At 66.6% G+C, this 25,257-nt stretch carries 21 protein-coding genes and 3 pseudogenes; 16 read left to right on the top strand and 8 right to left on the bottom strand.

Annotation, left to right across the window (positions count from 1 at the left end):
* On the bottom strand, nucleotides 1–3,175 hold a 3,175-nt coding region (locus ACFE86_RS04660; protein ID WP_375454155.1), incomplete at its 3' end, for a vitamin B12-dependent ribonucleotide reductase.
* A gap of 531 nt (nucleotides 3,176–3,706) precedes the next feature.
* On the opposite strand from ACFE86_RS04660, the gene ACFE86_RS04655 reads away from it, so the two are divergent.
* On the top strand, nucleotides 3,707–4,123 hold the full coding sequence (locus ACFE86_RS04655; protein ID WP_375454154.1) for an NADH:ubiquinone oxidoreductase subunit NDUFA12: 417 nt from the start codon (nucleotides 3,707–3,709) through the stop codon (nucleotides 4,121–4,123).
* A 105-nt stretch (nucleotides 4,124–4,228) separates the two neighbouring features.
* On the opposite strand, the pseudogene ACFE86_RS04650 reads toward ACFE86_RS04655, so the two are convergent.
* A pseudogene (locus tag ACFE86_RS04650) lies at nucleotides 4,229–4,497 on the bottom strand (IS66 family transposase); the annotation flags it as partial.
* A gap of 147 nt (nucleotides 4,498–4,644) precedes the next feature.
* On the opposite strand from ACFE86_RS04650, the gene ACFE86_RS04645 reads away from it, so the two are divergent.
* The 3 genes from ACFE86_RS04645 to ACFE86_RS04635 all read left to right on the top strand — a co-directional run bounded on the left by ACFE86_RS04645 (nucleotide 4,645) and on the right by ACFE86_RS04635 (nucleotide 7,905).
* Complete coding sequence (locus ACFE86_RS04645) at nucleotides 4,645–5,604, top strand: hypothetical protein (protein WP_375454153.1); 960 nt, start codon at nucleotides 4,645–4,647, stop codon at nucleotides 5,602–5,604.
* Nucleotides 5,605–5,986: 382 nt separating this feature from the next.
* Nucleotides 5,987–6,769, top strand: a complete 783-nt coding sequence (locus tag ACFE86_RS04640) for a class I SAM-dependent methyltransferase (RefSeq protein ID WP_375454152.1) — start codon at nucleotides 5,987–5,989, stop codon at nucleotides 6,767–6,769.
* Between the two features lie 491 nt (nucleotides 6,770–7,260).
* Nucleotides 7,261–7,905, top strand: coding sequence for a DUF2155 domain-containing protein (locus ACFE86_RS04635; protein ID WP_375454151.1), 645 nt, complete (start codon nucleotides 7,261–7,263; stop codon nucleotides 7,903–7,905).
* A gap of 85 nt (nucleotides 7,906–7,990) precedes the next feature.
* Here ACFE86_RS04635 and aat read toward each other — a convergent pair whose 3' ends face one another.
* The 5 genes from aat to ACFE86_RS04610 all read right to left on the bottom strand — a co-directional run bounded on the left by aat (nucleotide 7,991) and on the right by ACFE86_RS04610 (nucleotide 12,783).
* On the bottom strand, nucleotides 7,991–8,695 hold the full coding sequence (aat, locus tag ACFE86_RS04630; RefSeq protein WP_375454150.1) for a leucyl/phenylalanyl-tRNA--protein transferase: 705 nt from the start codon (nucleotides 8,693–8,695) through the stop codon (nucleotides 7,991–7,993).
* A 141-nt stretch (nucleotides 8,696–8,836) separates the two neighbouring features.
* Nucleotides 8,837–10,141, bottom strand: coding sequence for a Gfo/Idh/MocA family protein (locus ACFE86_RS04625; RefSeq protein ID WP_375454149.1), 1,305 nt, complete (start codon nucleotides 10,139–10,141; stop codon nucleotides 8,837–8,839).
* A 60-nt stretch (nucleotides 10,142–10,201) separates the two neighbouring features.
* Nucleotides 10,202–10,960: a phosphatase PAP2 family protein gene (locus tag ACFE86_RS04620; protein WP_375454148.1), complete on the bottom strand. Its 759-nt coding sequence runs from the start codon at nucleotides 10,958–10,960 to the stop codon at nucleotides 10,202–10,204.
* Between the two features lie 118 nt (nucleotides 10,961–11,078).
* Nucleotides 11,079–11,606, bottom strand: a complete 528-nt coding sequence (locus tag ACFE86_RS04615; protein WP_375454147.1) for a 2'-5' RNA ligase family protein — start codon at nucleotides 11,604–11,606, stop codon at nucleotides 11,079–11,081.
* A 46-nt stretch (nucleotides 11,607–11,652) separates the two neighbouring features.
* A complete protein-coding gene (locus ACFE86_RS04610; protein WP_375454146.1) occupies nucleotides 11,653–12,783 on the bottom strand; it encodes a radical SAM protein in 1,131 nt (376 codons plus the stop codon).
* 95 nt (nucleotides 12,784–12,878) lie between these two features.
* On the opposite strand from ACFE86_RS04610, the gene ACFE86_RS04605 reads away from it, so the two are divergent.
* A complete protein-coding gene (locus ACFE86_RS04605) occupies nucleotides 12,879–13,838 on the top strand; it encodes a hypothetical protein (protein WP_375454145.1) in 960 nt (319 codons plus the stop codon).
* A 399-nt stretch (nucleotides 13,839–14,237) separates the two neighbouring features.
* On the opposite strand, the gene ACFE86_RS04600 is transcribed toward ACFE86_RS04605, so the two are convergent.
* Nucleotides 14,238–14,477 carry a hypothetical protein gene (locus ACFE86_RS04600; RefSeq protein WP_375454144.1) on the bottom strand — a complete coding sequence of 80 codons (240 nt, stop codon included), beginning with the start codon at nucleotides 14,475–14,477 and terminating at the stop codon, nucleotides 14,238–14,240.
* 361 nt (nucleotides 14,478–14,838) lie between these two features.
* On the opposite strand from ACFE86_RS04600, the gene ACFE86_RS04595 reads away from it, so the two are divergent.
* From ACFE86_RS04595 to ACFE86_RS04545, 11 genes and pseudogenes are all read left to right on the top strand, one after another.
* A complete protein-coding gene (locus ACFE86_RS04595; protein ID WP_375454143.1) occupies nucleotides 14,839–15,816 on the top strand; it encodes a glutathione S-transferase family protein in 978 nt (325 codons plus the stop codon).
* Nucleotides 15,817–15,858: 42 nt separating this feature from the next.
* Nucleotides 15,859–16,341, top strand: a complete 483-nt coding sequence (locus ACFE86_RS04590) for a hypothetical protein (protein ID WP_375454142.1) — start codon at nucleotides 15,859–15,861, stop codon at nucleotides 16,339–16,341.
* Between the two features lie 102 nt (nucleotides 16,342–16,443).
* Nucleotides 16,444–17,358: a tetratricopeptide repeat protein gene (locus ACFE86_RS04585; RefSeq protein WP_375454141.1), complete on the top strand. Its 915-nt coding sequence runs from the start codon at nucleotides 16,444–16,446 to the stop codon at nucleotides 17,356–17,358.
* 22 nt (nucleotides 17,359–17,380) lie between these two features.
* Nucleotides 17,381–18,049, top strand: coding sequence for an LON peptidase substrate-binding domain-containing protein (locus tag ACFE86_RS04580; protein ID WP_375454140.1), 669 nt, complete (start codon nucleotides 17,381–17,383; stop codon nucleotides 18,047–18,049).
* Nucleotides 18,050–18,104: 55 nt separating this feature from the next.
* Complete coding sequence (locus ACFE86_RS04575; protein WP_375454139.1) at nucleotides 18,105–18,353, top strand: Trm112 family protein; 249 nt, start codon at nucleotides 18,105–18,107, stop codon at nucleotides 18,351–18,353.
* A gap of 345 nt (nucleotides 18,354–18,698) precedes the next feature.
* Entirely contained in the window at nucleotides 18,699–19,088 is a 390-nt protein-coding gene (locus tag ACFE86_RS04570; protein ID WP_375454138.1) for a hypothetical protein, read from the top strand.
* Nucleotides 19,089–19,257: 169 nt separating this feature from the next.
* Nucleotides 19,258–20,037, top strand: a pseudogene (locus ACFE86_RS04565) (IS5 family transposase).
* Between the two features lie 193 nt (nucleotides 20,038–20,230).
* On the top strand, nucleotides 20,231–21,481 hold the full coding sequence (gene argJ / locus ACFE86_RS04560; RefSeq protein WP_375454137.1) for a bifunctional glutamate N-acetyltransferase/amino-acid acetyltransferase ArgJ: 1,251 nt from the start codon (nucleotides 20,231–20,233) through the stop codon (nucleotides 21,479–21,481).
* A 20-nt stretch (nucleotides 21,482–21,501) separates the two neighbouring features.
* The gene (locus ACFE86_RS04555) at nucleotides 21,502–21,906 is read left to right on the top strand and encodes a (deoxy)nucleoside triphosphate pyrophosphohydrolase (protein WP_375454158.1); all 405 of its coding nucleotides are present in this window, start codon (nucleotides 21,502–21,504) and stop codon (nucleotides 21,904–21,906) included.
* 328 nt (nucleotides 21,907–22,234) lie between these two features.
* A pseudogene (locus ACFE86_RS04550) lies at nucleotides 22,235–22,360 on the top strand (ELWxxDGT repeat protein); the annotation flags it as partial.
* A 270-nt stretch (nucleotides 22,361–22,630) separates the two neighbouring features.
* Nucleotides 22,631–25,141: an ELWxxDGT repeat protein gene (locus tag ACFE86_RS04545; RefSeq protein ID WP_375454157.1), complete on the top strand. Its 2,511-nt coding sequence runs from the start codon at nucleotides 22,631–22,633 to the stop codon at nucleotides 25,139–25,141.
* The last annotated feature ends 116 nt before the right edge of the window (nucleotides 25,142–25,257 follow it).

Genomic DNA, 25,257 nt, shown 5'->3' with positions numbered 1-25,257 from the left:
TGCCCTGCACGAAGCCCGCCGGCTCGAAGCGGGTGAAGGTGAAGGCCTCGACGTATTCCTCCAGCGGCACGCCGTACTGGAGTCCGAGCGAGATCGCGATGGCGAAGTTGTTCATCAGGCTGCGGAAGGCCGCGCCCTCCTTGTGCATGTCGATGAAGATCTCGCCGATGCGGCCGTCGTCGTACTCGCCGGTGCGCAGGTACACCTTGTGGCCGCCGACCACCGCCTTCTGGGTGTACCCTTTCCGCCGGTGCGGCAGCTTCTCGCGCGAGCGGATGCGCTCGACGCGCTCGATCACCCGCTCGACGATCTTTTCGGCGAGCTGCGTGGCCTTCGCCGCGGCCGGCGCCTGGATCAGCGCCTCGACCGCATCCTCGTCGTCGTCCTCATCCTGGATGAGAGCGGAGTTCAGCGGCTGCGACAGCTTGGAGCCGTCGCGGTAGAGGGCGTTGGCCTTCAGCGCCAAGCGCCAGGACAGCATGTAGGCCGCCTTGCAATCCTCCACCGTGGCGTCGTTGGGCATGTTGATCGTCTTCGAGATCGCTCCCGAGATGAACGGCTGCGCCGCCGCCATCATGCGGATGTGGCTCTCGACCGAGAGGTAGCGTTTGCCCGTGCGTCCGCAGGGGTTGGCGCAATCGAACACCGCGTAATGCTCGGGCTTCAGGTAGGGCGCGCCCTCCAGCGTCATCGCCCCGCAGACATGCACGTTCGCGGCGTCGATGTCGGCCTTTGAGAACCCAAGGAACGGCAGCAGCTCGAACGCCGGGTCGGAGAGTTTTTCCGTCGGCACCTTCAGGGTGTCGGTGAGGAAGCTGTCGCCCAACGTCCAGCGGTTGAACACGAACTTGATGTCGAAGGCCGACTTCAGCCCGGCCTCGATCGACGCGATCCTGTCGTCGGTGAAGCCGCGGGCGCGCAAGGAACCGGGGTTGATCGCCGGCGCCTGCCCCATCGAGCCGTGGCCGACGGCGTAGGCCTCGATCTCGGCGATCTCGGCCTCGCGGTAGCCGAGCGCCCGCAGCGCGTCGGGCGCCGCCTGGTTGATGATCTTGAAGTAGCCGCCGCCGGCGAGTTTTTTGAACTTCACCAGGGCGAAGTCCGGTTCGATGCCCGTCGTGTCGCAGTCCATCACCAGACCTATCGTCCCCGTGGGGGCGATGACGGTCGCCTGCGCATTCCGGAAACCGTGCTCCTCGCCGAGCGCCAGGGCCTTGTCCCAGGCAGCCTTCGCATGCGCGGCCAGATCCCCTTGCGGGATGTTGGCGATGTCCAGCGGCACCGGCGCGATGCTGAGGAACTCGTAGCCCGCGTGCTCGCCATGCGCGGCGCGGCGGTGGTTGCGGATCACCTTGAGCATGGCGTCCGCGTTATCCTCGTAGCCGGGGAAGGGGCCGAGTTCGGCCGCCATCTCGGCCGACGTCGCGTAGGCCACGCCGGTCATGATCGCGGTCAGCGCGCCGGCCAGCGCCCGGCCCTCGTCCGAGTCGTAGGGCAGGCCCATCGTCATCAGCAGGCCGCCGATGTTCGCGTAGCCGAGGCCCAGCGTGCGGTACTTGTAGGACAGCTCGGCGATCTCTCTTGAGGGGAACTGCGCCATCGTCACCGAGATCTCGAGCACCACCGTCCACAGGCGGCAGACGTGCTCGAACGCCTCCCCGTCGAAGTGCTTGGTCTGCCGGTCGTACAGCGTCAGCAGGTTGGCCGAGGCCAGGTTGCAGGCTGTGTCGTCGAGGAACATGTACTCGGAGCACGGGTTCGAGGCCCGAATCCGCCCGCCCACCGGGCAGGTGTGCCAATCGTTCATCGTGGTGTTGAAGTGCAGCCCCGGATCGGCCGAGGCCCAGGCCGCCTCGCCGATCTTGTCCCACAGGTGGCGGGCGCCGACCGACTTGACCTTCTCCGAGTTGCGGTCCTTCAGCAGCCAGTCGCCATCCGCCTCCACCGCGCGCAGAAAATCGTCGGTGAGCGAGACGGAGTTGTTAGAGTTCTGGCCGGCGACCGTCAGGTAAGCCTCCGAATCCCAGTCGGTGTCGTAGACCGGGAAGTCGATCTTCGTAAAACCCTGGCGCGCGAACTGCACCACGCGCTTGGTGTAGCTGTCCGGCACCGACGCCTTACGCGCGGCCCTGATCTCGCGCTTGAGCGCCGGGTTGCGCTCGGGGTCGAAGCAGGCGTCGCCTTCCGCCTCGCACTGGGTGCAGGCCTTCATCACCGCGGTGAGGTGCTTGGAGACGACCTTGGAGCCGGTGACCAGGGCTGCGACCTTCTGCTCCTCCTTGACCTTCCAGTCGATGAACTGCTCGATGTCGGGGTGGTCGATGTCGACGATCACCATCTTGGCGGCGCGCCGCGTGGTGCCGCCGGACTTGATCGCGCCCGCCGCCCGGTCGCCGATCTTGAGGAAGGACATCAGCCCGGACGACTTGCCGCCGCCGCCGAGCTTCTCGTTCTCGCCCCGCAACAACGAGAAGTTCGAGCCGGTGCCGGAGCCGTACTTGAACAGGCGCGCCTCGCGCACCCACAGGTCCATGATGCCGCCCTCGTTGACGAGGTCGTCCTGGACCGACTGGATGAAGCAGGCATGCGGCTGCGGATGCTCGTAGGCGGTGGCCGACTTCGTCAGCACGCCGGTCTCGTGATCGACGTAGTAGTGGCCCTGGCTCGGGCCGTCGATGCCGTAGGCCCAGTGCAGGCCGGTGTTGAACCATTGCGGCGAGTTCGGCGCGACCATCTGCTTGGCGAGCATGAAGCGCAGCTCGTCCATGAAGGCGGACGCGTCACCTTCCGAGGTGAAGTAGCCGCCCTTCCAGCCCCAGTAGGTCCAGCACCCGGCGAGCCGGTCGAACACCTGCGTCGCGGAAATCTCGGAGCCGGTGCGCTGGTCCTCGGGCAGCTCTGCGAGTGCCGCCTCGTCGGGCACGGAGCGCCACAGGAACGACGGGACGGCGTTCTCCTCGACCCTGCGCAGGCGCGTCGGCACGCCGGCCTTGCGGAAATACTTCTGGGCGAGCACGTCGCTGGCGACCTGGCTCCAGCCCTCCGGCACCGAGATGCCGTCGAGGCGGAACACCGTCGAGCCGTCCGGGTTGCGGATCTCGGAGAGCGCCTTGCGGAACGGGACGCCCGCGTAGGGCGAGGAACCGGACGTGGTGTAACGACGCTCGAACCGCATGAAACACACCTCTCCCGACGGGGCAGGACGCCCCGTCCCGCGACGTCGCGGGGTTGGTTCCGGATGTCCGGAGCCGTGCGCCTGGATGGCGGCGGCCCGGCGGACGCTGAAGGAAGACGGCTCCGAGCGCGTTGACCCGACGGGTCGGCGCTCCTGAACCACGGTCAAGAGCTTAACGCCGCGTCGGCCTTCACGTCAACAAGTGGTGTGCGCCGGCTATGTTCCCCGCTAGATGTTGTGTTCTCGGCGACAAGGCTGTGGACAAGTCCGGCCTTCGCGCAAGTCTCCTTTCGGCCTGTCGGATTCCGTGCGGAAAAATTTTGCGTCCACAGCGGCGGCGCGCCGGCCGGGGCTTCGCGTCGCATGACGGGTCCGAGCCCGGCCCGGCATGGCCGGCGGGCGACACCGCTCGGCGCCCTGCATCACCGACTGATTCCGGATCTGGTTCTGGACTCGCGCGCGTCCGCTCACCATAACTGCGCGGTGCGCGCCGGCTTCGGTCGCGGCGCGCCGGATGGCTCGAGGACGGCGATGGCGCTCAAGGACACGCTGCTGCGCATCTTCACGTGGTGGAACGGGCAGACGATGTCGCTCGCGTTCTACACCGCGCGCAGCGGGAACTTCGTCGGCCGCGACGACCACGGCAACACGTATTACCGCGCGCAAGGGGCGCTGATCGACCGCTCGGTCGGCTCGGAGCGGCGCTGGGTGGTCTACAACGGCTACGCCGACGCCTCGAAGGTCCCGCCGGGCTGGCGCGGCTGGCTCTGCCACAACGTCGACCTGCCCCCGAGCGAGGAGAGCTACGCGCCCCGCGCGTGGGAGAAGCCGCACGTGGAGAACCGCACCGGCTCGGCCGACGCCTACCGGCCGAAAGGCTCGCAACTGGCCTGGGGCGCGCGCCCTGCCGCCACCGGCGACTACGTGCCGTGGACGCCGGGCGACTAGAGTCGTTCGCCGAGCCTGGGTTCAGGCGTCGACGGGTTTAAGGATGATTCTGAAAGGGCTGCCACCTGTGAGGCGCGCGATGTCGACGACGGTGCGGATGGCGGTCTCGGCCGACAGTTCCGTGTGCAGAGCGCTCCCACAGCATGAGCAGCGATCCGGACGATACTCGACGACAGCATCGAGATCATCGCTCAGCACGCGGCTATGGCCCTCAGACCCGGCTTGGCCTCACCGTGCTAGGCTTGCTCCCGGCGCTCCTAGGATCGGTCGCCGGCGGCTTCGAGGAGGTGCGAGGTCTTCTCCGGACGCTGCAATCGCAGCACCAGTTCGATCAACTCCTCACGGCTCAGCCGTTTAAGATCACTTCGGCCCATCACACGAGGGAATCAGCGAAACCCCACCCGCGCAAGGGAGTGGGTAATTACGGTCCTTTGTCTTCCTATTTGCTATAAATAAAATTTGATCTAGGATCGGCTGAGGGCCATTTTATGAAACCTAATAAAGTCGAAAAGGATGCATCCATGCACCGTTTCAGGGCCCTGCTAGGTGTTGCGGCCACCTTGCTCGCAACACCCGCATCTTCAGATCAAGTATTTGGTCCAGCAACAGTTGATTCCTCAGGAAGTTTATTCTTCCAGAATGGACCGCAGATCGGTACATATAGTGGAGGAAAGTACGTCGCAAAAGCCTCTAATTTCATTTCAACCGAGTCGGGCTTAACGCCATATACCTTTGCGGGACTGACACAATACTCTTCGATCACATCAATATTCAATGCCGCTCGTTCAGATGCGGCAGAGGCAGGAATTTATATCTCTGTGCAGGGAACGGCTGGCGGCGGCATCGATCAGAGTTTCTATAAAGTTGGCCTCGTATCAGAAGCTGTCGCCCAACCGGGGTCCGGCCCTGTATTCGGTGCCAACGTCGTCGCAAGTTTGGCTCCACAAGGCAGCTTTACGAACACCGCACAAATTAACGGTATCGAGATTGATCTCAATAATTCCGACGCCCCACGGGGAGGTTCCGTATATCAATCTCCCAATCGAGCAGTTGGTCTTCTGCTCAACGGGTCTGGAAATTATATGAACAACACTGCCATAGAAATTGCCGGAGGATCCGGGAATTTTTCGCTTTGGGAAGTTGGTCTGAGATTTTCTCAGCCTCCAGGAGCAAGCGCGTCCGGGATCAATGTCGCTTCTATTCAGAACGAAACAGCCTCGACTTATCTGATAAGAGATATTAGCTCACATGCATATGGCCTAACTCTCAGTGGTTCCTATTCACAGTTCTCTATTCTCGCACCTGGCTTCAGAGTGGATGGTGGAGGTGGTGTTTATGCAGGCGCGTTGATCGTAACTCCTGGAACTGTTCCATACTCGACTCTCCCATGTACACAAGGGCAAATTGTTTTTGATATAAATTATGTCAATTTTTGCGTAAATACGAACTCATGGAAAAGAGTTCAATTACAAAATTTTTAATAGAGTATTAATGTTTTTACCAATGGGCAGAGCTTATCATGAGAATCTTAATTTTTACTTTTATAACTTTCGCAAGCGTAAAATTCTCTTTTGCGGTCGAGATGCCGCGAACTCTCATGATGCCGTCTGCTTTACTTACAGAGATCAGGAAATATCTTGACAGTCGACCTTACGGTGAAGTCGCAGGGCTAGTCGGGGCCATGGAGAATTGCGCTCGTTTGCAGATGACAAACGGCCCTGTAGCAGTCTCGCGTGGCGAGTGTCCTGAGGTCGCTACAGCAATGGCGGAAGCGCGAAAAACGGAGACGTCCCGACCGAGTTTGGAGGCCATACGCCCCGAAGTTAAACAGTAGATGAATAAGCCCAAAATTTTTGGCAAAACTTGGAGAGTAAATTGATACCAGTTTATGAAATTCCTTGGACCAATATCGAAAAAGATAAATGCTACTGGTACCATACTACATCATTTCCAGACGGTGATCATATTGAAGGAAGCTGGACCATTGCTGATTTTAACGAATATATTGGAGGGTACGATTTATCAGGAAAAACTGTTTTAGACGTTGGAACGGCCTCTGGGTTTTTAGCATTTAATGCAGAAAAGGCCGGCGCTATTGTTACTGCATTGGATGCAGCAACAACCAAAGAATTTAGGCATGTGCCTTTTGCTGTATCCGAGTCATACAAAAATATAAAACAGTCTCAAGATCATTGGAATCAGAATAACTTAATCCCCATAAAAAATTCTTGGTGGTATAGTTGGAGTAAATTTTCTAGTAATGCTAGATGTATTTATGCGCCACTAACAGATCTTTACGAATGGGATTTATCATTTGATGTAGTAATGGCCGGGGCTATCATAGAGCACTTATCAGATCCGGTATACTCAATTGGCGCCTGGACAAAAATTGCGAAAGAAGCTGTTCTTATTCCGTTTACAGATATGGCCGAAGGAAGCGATTTATATATGAAGCCTATGACTGATTGGACTAATCATAATTTTAATTATGCTTGGTGGCAGCTATCTGAAGGTTTATACAGACGTATATTTGATAATCTTGGTTTCGATATGGAAGTTAAATTCGCTCAAGCGCGACACAATGACGGAGCAAATGGCCCAACTATGGCTCGGAGACCAACAATAATTGCCCGTAAACGCAAATAATATCATGGAAATTAAATTAGCGCTTGAATAGCATATTATATTATCGTATTTCTACGAAGTGGCGTTGTTAATCGCTGCTTCGTAGGGAAGAATTGATTTAATCACTGGCATCTAGAGGACAATGCGGTGGATGTGCAGTGAGCAATGTTTAAAGCCGATGCCCTTCGCTCGGGTGCCTACGGTGCGTCGGGCGTTTTGTGAGAGACTGTAAGTTTCTCTTCGACGGTCCCATGGCCGCTCCGAACGGGCGGGACGCGAAGCTTCTCACGGTCTGGCAGGTCAAGGCCGGGCGGGATGGCGTTGCTGATTTCCTGACCTCGCGCCCGAGCAAGCGGATAACCTCCGCCACGCTTCCGTAGAATCGTGACCCAACCCGATCCATCCGCGTCGGGCTCGCGTCCGCCACGCCCTTTTTCCACCACCGTTCCCGTGTTGAAGGCGCCGATTGCGCCGGCCACGGCCTGCGCCGTCCAGTTCGAGAGGGGCGTGCCTTGAGCCGCATCACCGCACGCGCCGCGCTCGGCCTCGCCGCCGTCGCGCTCTGGGCGCTGCCCGCCGCCGCCGACAAGATCAAGAACCAGACGGCGGTGTTCTCCGGCCTCGACAAGATCACCGGCCGCATCGTCTCCTTCGAGGTGGCGGTGGACGAGACCGTGCAGTTCGGCGCGCTGCAGCTCACCCCGCGGGTCTGCTACACCCGCCCGCCGACCGAGAGCGCCAGGACCACGGCCTTCCTCGAGGTCGACGAGGTGACGCTGGAGAACAAGTACCGCCGGATCTTCACCGGCTGGATGTTCGCGGCCAGCCCCGGCCTCCACGCCATCGAGCACCCGATCTACGACGTGTGGCTGGTCGATTGCAAAGGCGGCAGCGACATCATCGCCGAGGCCCGCGAGCAGGAGGACGTGCCCGCGATGGCGGCCAAGCCCGAGCGCCCGAAGCGCGCGCGGGATGCGACCAAGACCGCGCAGCAGGTCAACGCGGCGGGCCAGGTCGACGTCGAGGCGCCGCGCGGCGTACCGGTGCAGCCGCGCCAGAAGCCGTCGCGAAAGTTCTTCCCGTCGAACGAGGGCCCGGCGGCGGCCCCGCCGCAACCGCAGCCGCCGCAATCGCTCTTCGACGCGATCTTCCGCTGAGAGCAGTCCCGAGCCGGGCTGATGCCGGCTCGCGTGAAGCGGATGCGCGCCGGCACGGAGACAAGCCTGGTGCGTAATGCCAAGATCAGGGAACAGGCTCCGACGGCCGAGGCCCCGCCGCCCCGACGAGGCCGGCGAGCACCTGCGCCCCGCGGACGCTGCCGTCGCGGGGCCACGCGGTCCAGTCGGCTTCCGCGCCGAGCGCCTCGGCGAGCCGCCGCTTGTAGACGTGACGCGGCAGTTCCTCGGCGCCGAACTGTGCGAGGTGTTCGGTGACGAACTGCGTGTCGGCGAGCCGGTAGCCGGCGGCCCTGAGCCGCGCCATCAGGTGGACCAGCGCCACCTTCGAGGCGTCGCGGACCTCGTGGAACATGCTCTCGCCGAAGAAGGCGGCGCCGAGCGACACCCCGTAGAGCCCGCCGACGAGCCGTCGCGGTTCGCCCGCGTAGACCTCGATGGTGTGGGCGTGACCGCGGTCGAACAGGGCGCCGTAGAGCTCGCGGATGCGGCCGTTGATCCAGGTGCGCTCGCTCTCCCGGCGCGGGGCGGCGCAACCGGCGATCACGCGATCGAAATCGGTGTCGCTGCGGACCTCGAACACGTCGGAACGCACCGTGCGGGCGAGCCGGCGCGAGACGCGGAACCCGTCGAGCGGCAGCACGCCGCGGGCGCGGGGCTCGACCCAGTAGAGCGTCGGGTCGTCGGCGTCCTCGGCCATCGGGAAGATGCCCGCGGCATAGGCCTTGAGCAGGATCTCCGGGGTGATCTCCACGCGGGCGCCGTCGTGCATCGCCGGACTCTGGCGCGCGAAGGCTTGGAAGACCAGGGGGCGCGGCGGTAAAATAACCCACCGGGCGGGCACCGGCGCAGGACGGGCTCCGAGGTCCCGTCGCCCACGGCCGCCCTCCGACGGCGCGGATGTGGAGACGCCTCAGCCCGCCTCGTCCGGCTCCGGGCCGCGGGTCGCGTCGAGGCCGCCGCCCGCGCCGGGCGGCGACACCTTCACCGGCGCACCGGTGCGGGCGGCCTCGTAGATCGCCTCCATCAGCACCTGATCCTGAAGGCCCTCCTCGCCCGGCGTGCGCGGGCGGCGGTTCTCCTGGATGCAGCGGGCGAAGTGGTCGAGTTCCAGGGCGAACTGGTTCTTGGCACCGAGCACCCGCGTATCCTGCGCAATCGCCTTGGCGTCGCGGTGGGTGACGACGAGGCGCTGGCCGACATAGGCGAAGGCGTTCTGCAGGTCGATCTCGGCGCCGGCCGTGTGCACGGTGAGGCGGCGCGCTTCATGGACGCCGTAGCTCGTCATGCACTGCGCCAACACGCCCGACGGGAAGCGCAGGGTGAAGCTCACGCTCTCCTCGACCTCGCGGAACTTCGGGTCGTCGGCTGGCGCATGCACCTGCGCCTGGATCAGGTCCGGCTCCTCGCCCAGCAGCGCGCGGACGCCGTTGAGGCAGTACAGGCCGATGTCGGGCAGTGCGCCGCCGCCGCTGAGCGCCTTCTTCAGGCGCCACTGCTCGGGCAGGCCCGTGGTCTGGCCGTTGAAGGCCTGGATCATCCGCGGCTTGCCGAACTCGCCCGAGCGCGCGATCCGCACGACTTCGCGGTTGTAGGGCTCGTACTGGCAGCGATAGGCGATCATCAGCTTGACGTTGGCCTGGGCGCAGGCCGCGATCATCGCGCGGGCCTCCTCGGACGAGGCCGCCATCGGCTTCTCGCAGAGCACGTGCTTGCCGGCACCGGCCGCCGCCACGACGTTGTCGCGGTGCACGGCATTCGGCGTGACGACGTAGACCGCCTGGATCTCCGGGTTCGTCTTCACCGCGTCCCAGTCGCCGTAGCCGTAGACCGCGCTCTCGGGGACGCCGTACTGCTGCGCCACGAGCTTGGCCTTGTCGGGCGTCCCCGACATCACCGCGACGAGGCGCGCACGCTTCGCCGCGCCGAACGCCGGCAGGATCTCGTCGAGGCTGAGGCGGCCGAGGCCGACGACGCAGTAGCCGACGCGCTTGCCCGGCGGCTGCGGCGCGGGCGTCGGGGCCGGCGGCTTGTCGCCCGCCCCGCGCCAGTTCGGGAACTGCACGTGCCCGCCCTGGACCGCGCCGGTATCGGCCGGCACCGTCGGGCCCGGAGGGGTCGCCTGCGCCGGGGCGGCGCCCGCGAGCGCCGCGCCGGTGAGGGTGACGCCGCCGGCCCGGAGGAGGGTGCGTCGGGAGAGCCCGCTTTCGTCCGCCATGCGTTCCCGTCCAGCCGTGGGGGAGAGCCGGGGAACGTGGGGCCGGAGGGCGGGGTTCCCTCACGCTGCCGGCGGCGGGTCCGGCGCCTCGACCTCGCCCCTGCGCTGGAGCTGGAGCGCCACGAACCAGCACAGGGACGCCCACGCGGCCCCGACGCACCAGCCGGCGAGCACGTCGCTCGGCCAGTGGACGCCGAGATAGACCCGGCTGATCCCGACGAGGAGGGTCGCCGTCACCCCGAGGGCGAGGACCAGCGCCTTCACGCGCCGGCGGCGGTCGATGCGGGCAAGCAGCGTCGCCAGCGTCAGGTAGGCGATCGCCGACATCATCGCGTGGCCGCTCGGGAAGCTCGCGGTGAACACCTCCATCCCGTGCGGCACGAGGTCCGGCCGCGGGCGATGGTAGAACAGTTTCAGCACCGTCGAGACCAGTTCGCCGCCGCCGACCGCGCCGATCACGAACCAGCCCGCCCGGCGTTTGCCCGAAAGCATGAGATAGGCGGCGACCGCCACCGTCAGGAACACGATGGTGAAGACGCTGCCGAGCCCGGTGATGTCGCGCATCGTCTCCTCCAGCCAGCGCGGCCCGATCGGGTCGGACAGGTCGGCGGGGTTGCGCAGGGAGAGGAGGATCTTGCGGTCGAGCCCCTCGGTCGAGCCCTCGCCGACTTCGTGGGCCAACGCGAAGAAGCCGTAGCCGAGCCCGCTGACGCAGATCAGGGCCAGCAGCGGCCCGACCTCGTTGAGGCGCAGGCGCAGCCAGACGGCCGTGGCGTGCGTGAAGACGGGATGGCGGCGCGGCGTCCCTGTCACCCGCATCCGTTGGAAATCCCCTGGCCGGCGATGACGGAGACGCGCGTCTTCCCTCCCCTTTCAGAGGAGGGAGGGCAGCGGCGTCGTCGCGCTTCGATCACCCACGCCGCGGTAGCGGTCCCGCTCACGCGTTCTCTCCGAACGGCAGCCGTGCGCGCGCCTCCCACGGCCCGCCGAGGTAGCGCCACAGCAGGGTCGCCGGCGCGGTGAAGCGGAACGGGGCGAAGCCGTGCCGGAGCGCGGCGTGGAGCGCGCGAGCGGTGTCCGGGGCGACCTTGTTCTGCACGGTGACGTGCGGGCGCCAGCCCTGGCGGTCCTGCGCGGTGAGGTGCCCGTCGAAGGCCTTCGCGAGCCGGGCGCGGAAGCCGGAGAGCGCCTCGGATTCGAGGACGTAGGCGACGCCGCGCCCGGTGAAGCGCAGGCCTGTTACCGCCACCTCCGGCGGCGGCAACGCGCGCGCGAGCGTCGCGATCGTCTCGCGCACGCCGTCCTCGTCCTCGCCCGGCAGGTGATGGAACAGGGTGGCGTGGGCCGGGATGCGGTTCAGGGCTTCCGGGAAATGCCGCCGGCGCAGGCCGTCGAACTGCGCGAACGTGTCCGCGTCGAAGGCGAGCGTCAGGATCAGGGGGCTCGGCGTCGGCGGTTCGGACATCGGAGCCTTGGGTGGGGCGCGAAGCGGGAGATGGCGCGGCGGGCGGTCAGGTCCAGTAGAGGATGCGCGCGGCCGGCAGGTCGCGGGCGAGCGAGGCGAACAGGCTCTCGCGCATCGCCTGCATCAGGTCCTTCGGGAAGACGTACTTCACGGAGCCAAATTTGGTGAGCTTGCGCGACCGTGCGGCCTCGTCCAGCGGCAGGTCGGAGCCCGGATACCAGCCCTCGAGCACCTGCTTCGAGCCCGGGGTGAAGCGGTGGGTGATCAGTTCCGCCGTCAGGTCGAGGTCGGGCACCCCGGCAAGTGCTGCGGCCGCCTCGCGGATCAGCGCGGCGTAGCCCGCCGCCCAGTCGGGCACCGGCAGGATCGGCGCGATGGTGAGCCCGACCGGATAGCCCGCCTCCGCCGCGGCGCGCATCGCGCGGAGCCGCGCGTCGAGGCTCGCGGTGCCGCCCTCGTAGCGCGCGGCGGCGCGGGCGTTGACCGAGAAGCGGATGCGCGTGCGCCGCCCGTGGTCCAAGTCCAGCAGCGGCTCGACCGCGGCGAACTTGGTGGTGAAGCGCAGTTGCACCGGCGCCTTCCAGGCGCCGAAATGCCGGATCGCCGCCGAGAGCGACCCGGTGAGGTGCTCGATGCCGAGCGGGTCGGTGTAGCACGACGCCTCGAAGGTGGTGCCTTCGTGCGCCCGCGGCGCCTGCGCCGAGGTGACGGCGCCCTGCCCGAGATAGGCGCCGAGGTTTGAAAGGATCGCGTCGAGGTTGGCGTAGGCCCGCGTCACCGGCGGCCCGGACAGCGAGCCCGCGAGGTAGCAGTACTGGCAATGGGCCGGGCAGCCCTCGGCGAGGTCGAAGCGCCAGTCGGCGGACGGCGGGATCGGCTGCAGCCGCAGCTTGGTCGGCGGCGCGACGACGAGGGCGAGCGTCGCCTTCGCCTCCGCGTAGGCCCGCCGCGGGTCGGCGTCGCGCAATCCGCTGAGGCGGTTGGCGGCCAGGCGCTCGACGTGAAGCCCGAGGCCCTCGGCGCGGGCGAGCATCGCGCGTCCGTGGGCGTGTTCCAGGCTCGCCGGCGTCACCAGGACCCGTTTCGGGCGCCAGAGACGGGCGGGACGGGCGGGTGACGGCGCGTAGATCGGGAACGATGTGGGCGGGGACGGGGTAGGCAGGGGCGTGACAGGCATGTCCGCGAGGTCGTGTTCCATGCTCGGGAAACGCGCTCCGGCCGGGACCGGCTCCGGCCTTCCGCTCGAGCCGGGCTGCGGCTAAAGCACCGGCCATGGTCTCGAAGCGTCCCCGCTCGTCCCGCCGGTGGGACGCCGTCCACGAGGGGCGCGACGGCTGGCTGTTCCTCACCGGGGGCAGCAACAGCGTCATGGACCAGTATCGCGGCGGGCTCCGGCACTGGTGGAACCTGCGGGCCTGGGCACGGCTGATCGAGGCCCGCGCCGCGCGCGCCGCGCGCCTCGGTATACGCTGCGTCCACATGATCGTGCCGGAGAAGCTCTCGGTCTACGACCACATGACGCGCGACCTGCCCTACGATGCCGGCTTGGCCTCGACCCGGCGCCTCGCGCGGCGGCTTGCCGGCCAGGGCGCCTATCTCGACCTGCTCGGCCCCTTCCGCGCCGCCCGCGACGGCCCCGAGCCGCTCTACCTCAGGACCGACACGCACTGGTCGGCCGCGGGCTGCCTGCTCGCCTATCGCGAGGTGATGCGGGCGGTCGCCGCGCTCCCGCCCGCCGACATCGGCACGCGTCCCGTCGTCGCCGATGCGCGGGTGATGGATCTCGGCGACAAGCTGCCGGGCCGCCCGGTCGAGCGCATCGTCCGTCCGCAGATCCAGCGCGATGCGGTGCGCGCCGGGACCGGGGCGCTGCTCGCGTCCTACGAGGCGGCGGGCCGCGCGTCGGACCTGCATGTCGGCGCGCACGCGGTCTACCGCAACGACAACCCCGCCGCCGACCCGCGCCGCATCGTGCTGTTCGGCGATTCCTACGCGCATTTCGCGCCGATCCTGCTCACCGGGTTGCTGGCCGAGAGCTTCGCCGAGGTGCACTTCGTGTGGTCGTCGAGCCTGGACTGGGGCTACATCGCGCGGGTCCGGCCCGACATCCTGCTGTTCGAGCTGGCCGAGCGGTTCCTCGCCCGCCTGCCGAGCGACGATTTCGATGTCGCCGCCGGCCGCAGGGCGGGACGGGGGCCGGCGCCGCCCGTTCCGGCCGAGGACGGTCCTTGAAGCGCCCTTCGCCGAAATGGACGCCGGTTCGGCGTATCGAAGCAGGCTTTCGTGGCTTCGCCCACGCAAGCCTGCTTCGCTCTCTCTCGTTGCCGCATCATTTTCGACCACGAACCGTGGGACACCTCGCGGCAATGATGCTTAGGTCTGTTTCGACGCGCTTCCCGACGACGAGCCGGTGGCCCCTCAGGGCAATCGGCTGAAACCCGATTGTCATCGTTCCGGGCGCGAAGAGCGCCCCGCGGAGCGGGCTTTGCAGGACGACAAGTCCTGCAAGGCGTCGAGCGGAGCGATAGCCAAGGCCCGGATGCGGCCGCCGGCGCTTGAGGTTCAAGCAAAGAACCCAGGGCAATCGGGTTCGCCGATTGCCCTGGGTGGCCCCTCCGTCGAGAATCGCCCTCAATAGCCCGGCTGCACGAGGCTGGTCTCCTCGACGCCGCCGTCGCCCTGCGCGGTCGGGAGCGCCTCCGGGGTGCAGGCGATGCCGAGCAACAGGACGAGGATCGCCACGATCCCGGCGAGCGCCACGGTGACCCCGTCGGCTCGTTGCCGCAGGGCGTGGATCAGGGCGCACCCCGCCGTGAACGCGGCCGCTTCGGCGACGGGAAGGGCGACGGGCAGTGCAAAGGCCATCGACATCGTGTTCTGATGCTCCGTGTCCCGAGGCCGTGTCCGAGCGTTTTCCACGGTCCTTTCGCGGGAGCGGCCCCGCCCGCAAGCACCAGCGGCCCTTCCCGCCAGCGCCCGCAAGCGCCGCGCCACCCGTTCCCGGCGCCGCGCGGAGAGGGTTGCAAGCGGCCGGCCTTGCGTGAGAGGTTCCGCCCCGCGAAGGACAAGGCGGACTTGGCGGATCGGGCCGGGAGACTTGGCGGATCGGGCCGGGACTGGAGATGCAGGTGGACAACGCCCTCGAGCGGGCGTTGGCCCTGGGCACTGGAACGTTCGGCGCACGATATCGTGGCGCGGGACGAACGCATCGGACAAGGGAACGGACGAACGCATGGGATTGCTCGTCGACGGCGTCTGGCAGGACCGGTGGTACGACACCGCGTCGAGCGGCGGGCGCTTCGAGCGCAAGGCCTCGGCCTTCCGCAACTGGGTCACGGCGGACGGCGCGCGCGGCCCCTCGGGAGAGGGCGGGTTCGCGGCGGCGCCCGGCCGCTACCACCTCTACGTCTCGCTCGCCTGCCCGTGGGCGCATCGCACGCTGATCGTGCGCGCGCTGAAGTGCCTGGAGGACGCGGTCTCCGTCTCGGTGGTCGATCCGCACATGGGCGCAGAGGGCTGGGTGTTCGGTGATTCGCCCGGCGCGACACCCGACACCGTCAACGGGGCGTCCCGCCTCTACGAAATCTACCTTGCGGCCGACCCCGCCTATACCGGCCGCGTCACCGTGCCGGTGCTGTGGGACAGGGCGCGCGGCACCGTCGTCTCGAACGAGTCGGCCGAGATCGTCCGGATGCTGAACGCGGCCTTCGGCGGCTCCGGTCCCGACCTCTACCCTGAGGACCTTCGCGACGCGATCGACGCCGTGAACGCCCGCGTCTACGACCGGGTCAACAACGGCGTCTACAAGGCCGGCTTCGCCACGGACCAGTCCGTCTATGCCGAGGCGTTCGCGGCGTTGTTCGACGAACTCGACGCGCTGGAGGCCCGGCTCGACCGGGCGCGCTACCTCTGCGGCGCGCGGCTCACCGAGGCCGACATCCGGCTGTTCACGACGCTGGTTCGGTTCGACGCGGTCTATGTCGGGCACTTCAAGTGCAACCGGCGGCGGATCGCCGACTACCCCAACCTCTCCAACTACCTGCGCGACCTCCACGCCCTGCCGGGGGTGGCCGGAACGGTGAACCTCACCCACATCAAGCGGCACTATTACGAGAGCCATCCGACCATCAACCCGACCGGCATCGTGCCGCTCGGCCCTGAGCTCGATTTCGAGGTCCCGAACGACCGCGCCCTGCGCTTCGGTGCGTGAGGCGGGCTCGACGGGCGCGCGGCGCGCGTTAGATCGGCTGCCATGACGACCGCCAGAACCCTTCGCCGCCTCGCCCTGCTCGCCGCGCCGCTGGCGCTCGCCGGCCCCGCCTGTTCCCAGGCCGCGGTGCAACTGGACGGCGCGTGCGAGACGCTCGTCATCGACGGTCGGGACGCGACCGCGCAGTGCAGGCCCAGGCTCGGCAACACCGCCGAGCGCCGTCGCACGACCTTCGACTTCGCGACCACCGACGGCCGGACGCTGAGCTTCAGCGGCACCGGCGCCCAGCAGGAGCGCACCGACGACACCGACCCGCTCCAGCCGATCAACCTCGTCACGACCGGCACGTCGAGCGACAAGGGCGTGGTGCGCAACCCGACGCCGGCGGTGGGCGCCTGCACCTTCTCGACGCCGGCGCCGGGCAGGACGGCGATCACCTGCGAGGCGACGGCCATCGACGGACGGACCTTCGCCGGGACCTTCCTGACGCAGGCCGGGGCCGCTCCCGGCGCGCCCGGCCGGTAGCCGCCCGCGTCCTCGGAAGAGCCGGCCGCCCGGACTGGTCAGGCGGCCGGGGGAGTCCCATGTATCGGGTCTGACGAAGAAAGTCCCAAGGCCGCAGACCGCATGCTCAACGACACGCTCGCGACGGACGCACTCCGGGGTGCATCCGACCTCGTCAGGGATACGACCACGGCCGGCTTCCGCCAGGACGTGATCGCCGAGTCGATGCACCGCCCGGTGCTGGTCAATTTCTGGTCGCCGCGCGCGCCTGCGTGCAAGGCACTCATGGCCGTCCTGGAGCGCATGGCCCACGCGGCCGGCGGCAAGGTCGTGCTCGCGAAGATGAACGTCGACGAGCATCCGGCGGTCTGGGGACAGATCGGCCAGCAACTCGGCCTTCAGGGCGTTCCGGCCGTCGTCGCCATCGATCAGGGCCGGCCCGTCGACATGTTCGAAGGGGTGCTCCCGGAGGGCCAGATCAAGGCGTTCTTCGATCGCCTGGCCGGCCCGAGCGAGCTCGACCGGGTGATGGCCGAGGCCGCGCTCGCGCTGGAGGAGGGCGACCTCGCCGGCGCCTCCGAGCTCTACGCCGCGGTGCTGGGCCAGCAGCCCGACAACATCCCGGCGCTCGCGGGCCTTGCCAAGATCCAGCTCGACGCGGGCGAACTCGAGAACGCGAAGCAGGTGCTGGCGATGGTGCCAGAGGCGAAGGCCGCCGATCCGGGCCTCGCCGGCATCCGCGCCGCGATCGAACTCGCGGAGCAGGCGGCCGCGCTCGGCGACCTCGCCGGTCTCCAGGCCGAGGTGGAGGCGGACCCGGACGCGCATCAGGCCCGGTTCGACCTCGCGCTCGGCCTCAACGCGCGCAACGAGCGCGAGAAGGCCGTCGATCACCTGATCGAGATCATCCGCCGCGACCGTGCCTGGAACGAGGACGGGGCGCGCAAGCAGTTGCTCCAGTTCTTCGAGGCCTGGGGACCGATGGACCCGGCCGCGATCCGGGGGCGGCGCAAGCTCTCGACGCTCCTGTTCGCCTGAGCCGGATGCCGGTGGAGATGTCATGAGTACGCATGCGGGCTACAAGGGGCCCGGCGATTGCCCGCCGGTGATCCCGGTCTTCCCCCTGCCGGGCGCGCTGCTGCTGCCGCGCGGGCAGATGCCGCTCAACATCTTCGAGCCGCGCTATCTCGCGATGGTGGACGATGCCCTGCGCACCGACCGGATCATCGGCATGATCCAGCCGGACGCCGAGGCCGGCACGTCGCCGATGAGCCCGAAGCTCTACCGCGTCGGCTGCGCTGGCCGCATCACGCAGTTCGCCGAGACGAGCGACGGACGCTACCTGCTCTCGCTCACCGGCATCAGCCGCTTCCGGGTCATGAGCGAGCTCTCCACCACAGGCGCCTACCGCCGCTGCCAGGTGTCCTACGACGACTTTTCCATCGACTTCATGGCGCGGGCCGGCGAGGAAGCGGTGGACCGCGAGGGCGTGCTCCGGGCGTTGCGCGACTTCGTGGATTCCAACGACCTCAAGGTCGATTGGGCCGGGATCGAGGAGGCGCCCAACGAGGCGCTGGTCAACGCGTTGTGCATGATGAGCCCGTTCGGCGTGCGCGAGAAGCAGGCGATGCTCGAAGCCGCCGACCTCAAGAGCCGCGCCGAGATCCTCGTCGCGGTCACCGAGATGGAGATGGTGCGCGGTTCCGGCCCCGAGTCGACGATGCAGTGACGCGGCCGCGTTCCTTGGCTACCACCCGGTCACCCTTTCCATGAGAGACCGGACAATGACGCAGGACCCGACTTCCCAAGGCTCGACTTCCGAAGGCTTGACCGTCCAAGGCGCGCCGCCCGTCGAGGCGACCCTTGTCGATCCGAAGCTGCTTGAACTCCTGGTATGCCCGCTGACCAAGGGCACCCTCGAATACGATGTTGCGCGCCAGGAGCTGATCAGCCGCTCGGCCAAGCTCGCCTATCCGATCCGCGACGGCATCCCGATCATGCTCCCCGAAGAGGCGCGCCCTCTGACGGACTGAACGCCCGCCACGAACCGTGGCGGACCAATCCGGGTTGTGCCCCCCGCGCGGCCGATCCCGAAGGTTTCTGTGCCCCGAAACGAACGGCCCGAGAGCATCCTCCGTGACCTTCGGGTCACGGAGGATGCTCTCTCGTTGTAGGGTCGCATTTTCTTCGCGCGAGCCGGCCATCACTGCGCTGGAAAACCCTGTTCCGCAAAGCTTCCATCGAAAAGCTTCGGCGTCACAGTCTCGCCGCCTGGATCGTTCATTTCCGCGTCATCACGGATGAACGATGGCGATGCATCGCGCCGCGCATGTCGCGGCGCATGGATGTCATGCCGTTCTCTCAGAGGTTCAAGTTGAATGTCGAAGACGCTCGCGGGTCTCGCCCTCGCCGCCGTCCTGTCCCTTCCGGCTGCGGCGGAGGCATCGGAGTGGGGCGCCTACAACGGCACCTGGGCGGTGGACCTCGTTACGGAGAGCGGCCTGTGCCGCGCCCGCTACAGCTACGCCGTGGCGATCCGCGAGGGGCAGGTGCAACTCGTCTCAGTGATCGAGGCCGGGACACGGATGAGCGGCCATGTCGGGACCGATGGCACGGTGGGCCTCGACGTCTCGAACGGCGGGACCCGCGGCGCGGCCGCGGGCCGGCTCCAGGCGCAGGGGGGTGCCGGCACCTGGAAGGTCTCGTCGCTGTGCTCGGGCCGCTGGACGGCGCGGCGCACCGACGCGCGGACGGCACAGGCCGGATAGAGTGCTTCCCGACGAAGTGGACGCCGGTTCGTCGCAAGGAAGCACGTCACGACAAGACCTTAGAGCCGTGCCCGACCCAACGTGGTCGGGCACGGCTCTAGGCGGTGTGGACTCTTGGGGTTCACAAAGCGGCTAGGGAGTGATTCAAGGCTGTCTTTTGGAGGCGGCCATGAGGGTTTGGGATCGGTTGGTTCTCAGCGATCTGCAGTGGGCGCGCATGGCGGCGCTGATCATCGGCCGGCCCGACCCGAAGGGCTCGACCGGCCGCGACAACCGGATGTTTGTCGAGGGCGTCCTGTGGATCGTGCGCATCGGCTCGCCGTGGCGCGACCTGCCCGAGGCGTTCGGTGCGTGGAACAGCGTGTATCGCCGGTTCAGCCGCTGGAGCCAGAAGGGGGTGTGGTGGCGTATCTTCGAGGCGCTGTCGGACGATCCGGACTTCGAATACCTGATCGTGGATTCCACCATCGTGCGCGCCCACCAACATGCGGCTGGCGCTAAAAAGGGGGGTCTGGTGATCGAGCCCCGTCTGATCAGGCGCTTGGACGCTCGCGCGGCGGCCTGAGCACCAAGATTCATCCTGCTGTGCGCGGGCTTGGTTGCCCGGTGCGCTTCGCGCTGACGGCGGGCCAGAGGGGCGACGCCCCCCAGGCCGACGGCTTGATCGCCGACTTGCCGGCTGATGTCGTCATGGCCGATGCCGCCTACGACAGCGATCGCCTTGCGCAAGGTCATCGCCGGGAAACGCGCCCGGGCGGTGATCCCGAACAACCCCTCCCGCGCGCTCAAGCATCCCTTCGATAAGGACTCGTACAAGCAGCGCCACCTCATCGCGTGCTGCTTTGCCAAGCTCAAGCAGTTCCGCCGCGTCGCCACCCGCTACGAGAAGACCGAGCGCAACTACGCCGCCGTCGTCACGCTCGCCGCCATCGTCCTATGGACACGGTAAATGTCCACACAACCTGGAGCCGTGCCCGACCACGTTGGGTCGGGCACGGCTCCAGGTTCTTGTTTTGACGTGCTTCCTTGCGACGAACCGGTGTCCACTTCGTCGGGAAGCACTCTGGTTGACCGCGGACGGGCCGGCGGGGCAACACGGCCGCGTCGCGCGATCCGGCGCGAACGCCCGGAGAGGGACATCGATGCCGTCAGCAAAATCTCCCCCCGTGTCGCCGCTCGCCCCCGCGTCGGTGCCGGCGCTGCCGCCGATCCGCGGCGTCGGCCTCGCCACCGCGCAGGCCGGAATCCGCTATTCCGGCCGGACCGACGTGCTCTACGTCGGGCTCGATCCGGGGACGCAGGCCGCCGGCGTCTTCACCCGTTCGCGCTGCCCCTCGGCGCCGGTCGACTGGTGCCGCGAGGCGCTGGCCGGCGGCGCGGCCCGGGTGCTGGTCGTCAATTCCGGGAACGCCAACGCGTTCACCGGACGGCTCGGCCGCGAGGCCGTGGCGCTGACCGCGCGCATCGCCGCCGCGGCCGCCGGGTGCCGGGAGCACGAGGTCTTCGTCGCCTCGACCGGCGTGATCGGAGAGCCGCTGGATGCCCGCAAGTTCGCGGGCGTGCTCGACGTCTGCGCCGGCCGGCTCGTGGGCGGTGCCGCGGCCTGGGAGGCGGCCGCGCGCGCGATCATGACCACCGACACCTTCCCGAAATGCGCGACCCGCACGGCGGAGATCGACGGCGTGCCGGTGACGATCAACGGCATCGCCAAGGGCGCGGGCATGATCGCCCCCGACATGGCGACGATGCTGGCCTTCGTGTTCACCGACGCCGCCCTGCCGCGGCCGGCGCTCCAGGCCATGCTGGCGCAGGGCGCGGGAAAGAGCTTCAACTGCGTGACCGTCGACGGGGACACCTCGACCTCCGACACGCTGATGCTGTTTGCGACCGGCGCCGCCGGCACCGCGCCGGTCGCGGATGCCGCCGACCCGCGGCTCGCGGGCTTCCGCGCGGCGCTCGACGACCTCCTGATCGAGCTGGCGCAGCTCGTCGCCCGGGACGGCGAGGGCGCGCGGAAATTCGTCACCGTCGCGGTGGGCGGCGCCGAGAGCGACGCCTCGGCCCACCGCATCGCGATGTCGATCGCCAACTCGCCGCTGGTGAAGACCGCGGTCGCCGGCGAGGACGCCAACTGGGGCCGCGTGGTCATGGCGGTCGGCAAGGCCGGCGAGCCCGCCGACCGCGACCGCCTCGCGATCTGGTTCGGCGACGTGCGGGTCGCGGTCGCGGGCGCGCGCGACCCGGATTACAGCGAGGACGCCGCGGGCGCGGTGATGCGCGAGCCGAACGTGACCGTCCGGGTCGACCTCGGGCTGGGTTCGGGACAGGCCCGGGTCTGGACCTGCGATCTCACCAAGGGCTACGTCGAGATCAACGGGGATTACCGCTCGTGACGCGCGCCGACGCGGCGCCGATGCGGCTCCTGCTCGTCGTCGCCGTGGCGCTGATCGATCCTGACGGGCGCGTGCTGGTGAGCGAGCGTCCCGCCGGCAAGCCGCTCGCGGGCCTGTGGGAGTTTCCCGGCGGCAAGGTCGAGCCGGGCGAGCGCCCCGAGGCGACGCTGATCCGCGAGCTTGCCGAGGAGATCGACGTCCGCGTCGCGGAGCCCTGCCTCGCGCCGCTCACCTTCGCGAGCCACGCCTATCCGGATTTCCACCTCCTGATGCCGCTCTACGTCTGCCGCCGCTGGAGCGGCACGCCGCGCGGGCTCGAGGGACAGGCGCTGCGCTGGGTGCGCCCGCGCGACCTGCGCGATCTCGCGATGCCGCCGGCCGACGCGCCACTGATCCCCTGCCTGATCGACCTGCTGGGTCCCTGAGCCGTGCTGACTTGGTTGAACTTGGGTCGTTAGAGGACCGGGGGTGGGGTCAAATCCGCGATCCGCACGAATACGCATGGTCGATCTATGACTTGAGGGGCGGAGGTCGCAAGTGGCTGCCGACAAGCCGCAGGCGACCCCGCCGTCGAAGCCTCATTGCCGAATCCGAGAAACCGGCAGCACCGGAAGAGCCGGCGATAGGTGTCAGTCAACTGGACGGCGTGACGAGCGGCTTCTATGACAAGGCCCCCGGCATCGAAAATCACGCCGGTTATCGGCGGATTTCGTCTCCGGTTCAGCTTGAGACTTTTGGAAGCAGGGTTGCGCGATGTCTCTTACCGTCTTCGCTGCCGACGACGGTACGCATGGTCGTGAACTGTGGCGGACCGACGGGACCGCTACGGGAACCATGCTGCTGAAGGACATCCTTCCAGGAAGCGCCGGCTCGGCACCGCATGATTTTGCATCTACCTCTACAGGCGCGTATTTCATAGTCGGAGCCGGACTCTGGCATACCGACGGTACGGCAAGCGCAACGTTCCTCCTCGACAATTTTCCTAATATAACAAACCTTACGAGTGCCGGAGACCGGTTATTCTTCAGAACTTATACGAACAATCCAAATACGCAACTTTGGACGTCTGACGGTACTGCGATCGGTACAATACCGATCTATACCGGCAACGGTAGTTCTTCGCCATATAATATTACAGATCTGATCGGTGTGGGACGCACGCTCTTTTTCAACGCTTCCAACCCTCAAGCCGGGACGGAGCTCTGGTCCAGCGATGGCACGGCGGCCGGCACGCGGCTCGTCAGGGACATCGCCGCAGGCACGGCCCCTTCGTATCCCTCCGAAATGACGGTCGTGGGAACCAGGCTGTTCTTCACGGCAGACGACGGCGTGAACGGTCGGGAACTCTGGGTGGCGGATGCGTCGTCTGGCGAAGCCACCCTTGTCCGCGACATCGCGCCCGGTTCCTCCAGCTCGAACCCGACCGGCCTGACCAGCGTCGACGGTCGGCTCTACTTTCGCGCCAACAACGGCCCGGATGGGCCGCGCGTATGGACGTCGGACGGTACGGCGGCCGGGACGATCGCGTTGAGCGCGGACGCCGTCGTCCCGAACTCTTCAAGCACGCGCTACGTCGCGGCAACGGACGTCGGGCATGGGACCGAACTGTGGACCCGGACGGGTGCAGCAACCGCATTCCTCGCCGACATCAATCCGCTGACGGACCCATCGCCATCTTTCATTGGTTTCGACGGATCGCTTGCTGTCGTCGGTGGTCGTCTGATCTTCAATCGTAACGACGGCGAAAGTTCCAGGTTCGGACAAGTCGCTCATGGTCGCGAGCTTTGGGTCAGCAACGGAACAGCCGCCGGTACGACCCTCCTGAAAGACATCAACCCGTCTAGTTACGTTGCAGGCATCATCGCAGGCGGGACGATTGCCTATGGTAGCTCGAATCCCGCCAACTTCACGAACTACAATGGCCAGCTCTACTTCTCCGCAGACAACCAGAGCGGGCGGGAACTGTGGCGGACGGACGGGACTGCTTCCGGTACGCTGCTCGTCAGCGACATCCTGCCGGGCAGCGCAAGTTCCAATCCGACGAACCTCGTCAACGCGGGGCAACTGTATTTCCTCGCTGACGACGGTCACGGCTCCGCGCTTTACCGCAGTGACGGCACGGCGCAGGGGACCGTCGTCGTCCACGCAAGTGGTTCCGGCTTCGCTCCGAGCAATCTGATCGCGACCGCGTCGGGACTGTCGTTCACGAGCGGATCGCAGATCTGGCACAGCGACGGCACTACCCAGGGCACGACGGTCGTGGCGGACCTTGCGGCGGCTGGCAGCTCGGCACCGACCGATCTTCAGACTTCGAGCGGAGCGATCACCTTTCGCGCGACGGGGACGGGAGGCGCTACGGAGCTGTGGACCTCGGACGGCAGTGCGTCGGGCACTTACCGGATCAACGTTCTCGCCGCCGGCGAGAGGACCGGCATCGCCAACCTGACCGATGGCAACGGGGCTCTGTATTTCACGGCCTCGACACCGTCTGCGGGGCTGGAGATATGGCGCACAGACGCGAGCGGAACCGCGCTCTTGCGTGACATCAATCCGGGCGCGGGAAGCTCTGGTCCCGCAAATCTGGCATTTTTGAACAATCAGCTTTATTTCACAGCCAACGACGGATCGCACGGTACTGAGCTTTGGGTCTCGGATGGGACCGGGATTGGAACAAGGCTTCTGGATGTCGCCCCCGGTGCTGCGAGTTCGAGTCCTGCCAGTTTGTCGGCCGTCGGCGGGCTGGTCTACTTCACCGCTGCCACTGCGGCCAGCGGCCGCGAGGTATGGCGAACCGATGGCAGTTCCGCCGGGACGGTACAGGTATCTGAAACGCAAACGGCTTTCAGTTCCAATCCGGACGGCTTTACCACCCCGGCCGCTGCGGCGATGACCTCCCGTCCCGATCTGTTCGGGGCGGTGACCCACGATCCGGGCAGCGTCGCCGGACGCGTCTATGAACTCTATGACGGTCTGCTCGGACGAGCACCGGACCCGCTGGGGCTCGAAGGATGGACCGCCAATCTTCGAGCAGGCGCATCGCTACAAAGCGTTGCGCAGGCATTCTTGGCTTCCCCCGAAGGACAGGCTCGCGCGGGAGCACTCAACAGCACAGACTTCGTACAACAGCTTTATGGGGCGACCTTGCATCGAACTGGCGAGGCAGGCGGCGTTCAATACTGGGGAGATCAATTGGACCACGGGGCATCGCGAGCGGACGTGGCGCTCGGTTTCGCGCTTTCATCCGAGCACATTGCAAACCTGCAGGGTGCGTTCGATACGGGTATCTATGTTTCTGACACTGCGTCCACGGATGTGGCACGGGTATATTACGGCGTTCTTGGACGCGCACCTGATGCGGGTGGTCTGGCGGCTGAAGCGAACCTGATCCGACAAGGTGTCTCGCTGCACGACATCGTGCAGGGGTTCCTCGGATCGGGAGAATATGCGGTCAGGTTCGGCAGCCCGGACAACAGCCGATTTGTAGACGCGCTCTATGAGCATGCGCTTGGCCGCAGCGCCGATACGGGTAGCCTTCAGTATTGGTCGAACACGCTGGATCACGGTGCGAACCGTGCCGACGTCGCGATCGCGATCACGCAAAGCGCAGAGGCGCACCAGCACCTTCTCGCGAGCATCGAAGCCGGCTGGAACATCGTCTAGAGCATTTTCTAGCGAGGTGGATACCGGCTCGCGTGAAGAAAATGCGACCACACAGAGACTTAGAGCGTTTTCCATGATCTTGCGATCACTGAAAACGCTTTATGTTTGTTGTAGGA

The sequence above is a fragment of the uncultured Methylobacterium sp. genome (assembly GCF_964244095.1).
Taxonomy (GTDB): domain Bacteria; phylum Pseudomonadota; class Alphaproteobacteria; order Rhizobiales; family Beijerinckiaceae; genus Methylobacterium.
The sequence above is the reverse complement of the archived record's forward strand: the minus strand, read 5'-3'. Positions and strand labels throughout refer to the sequence as shown.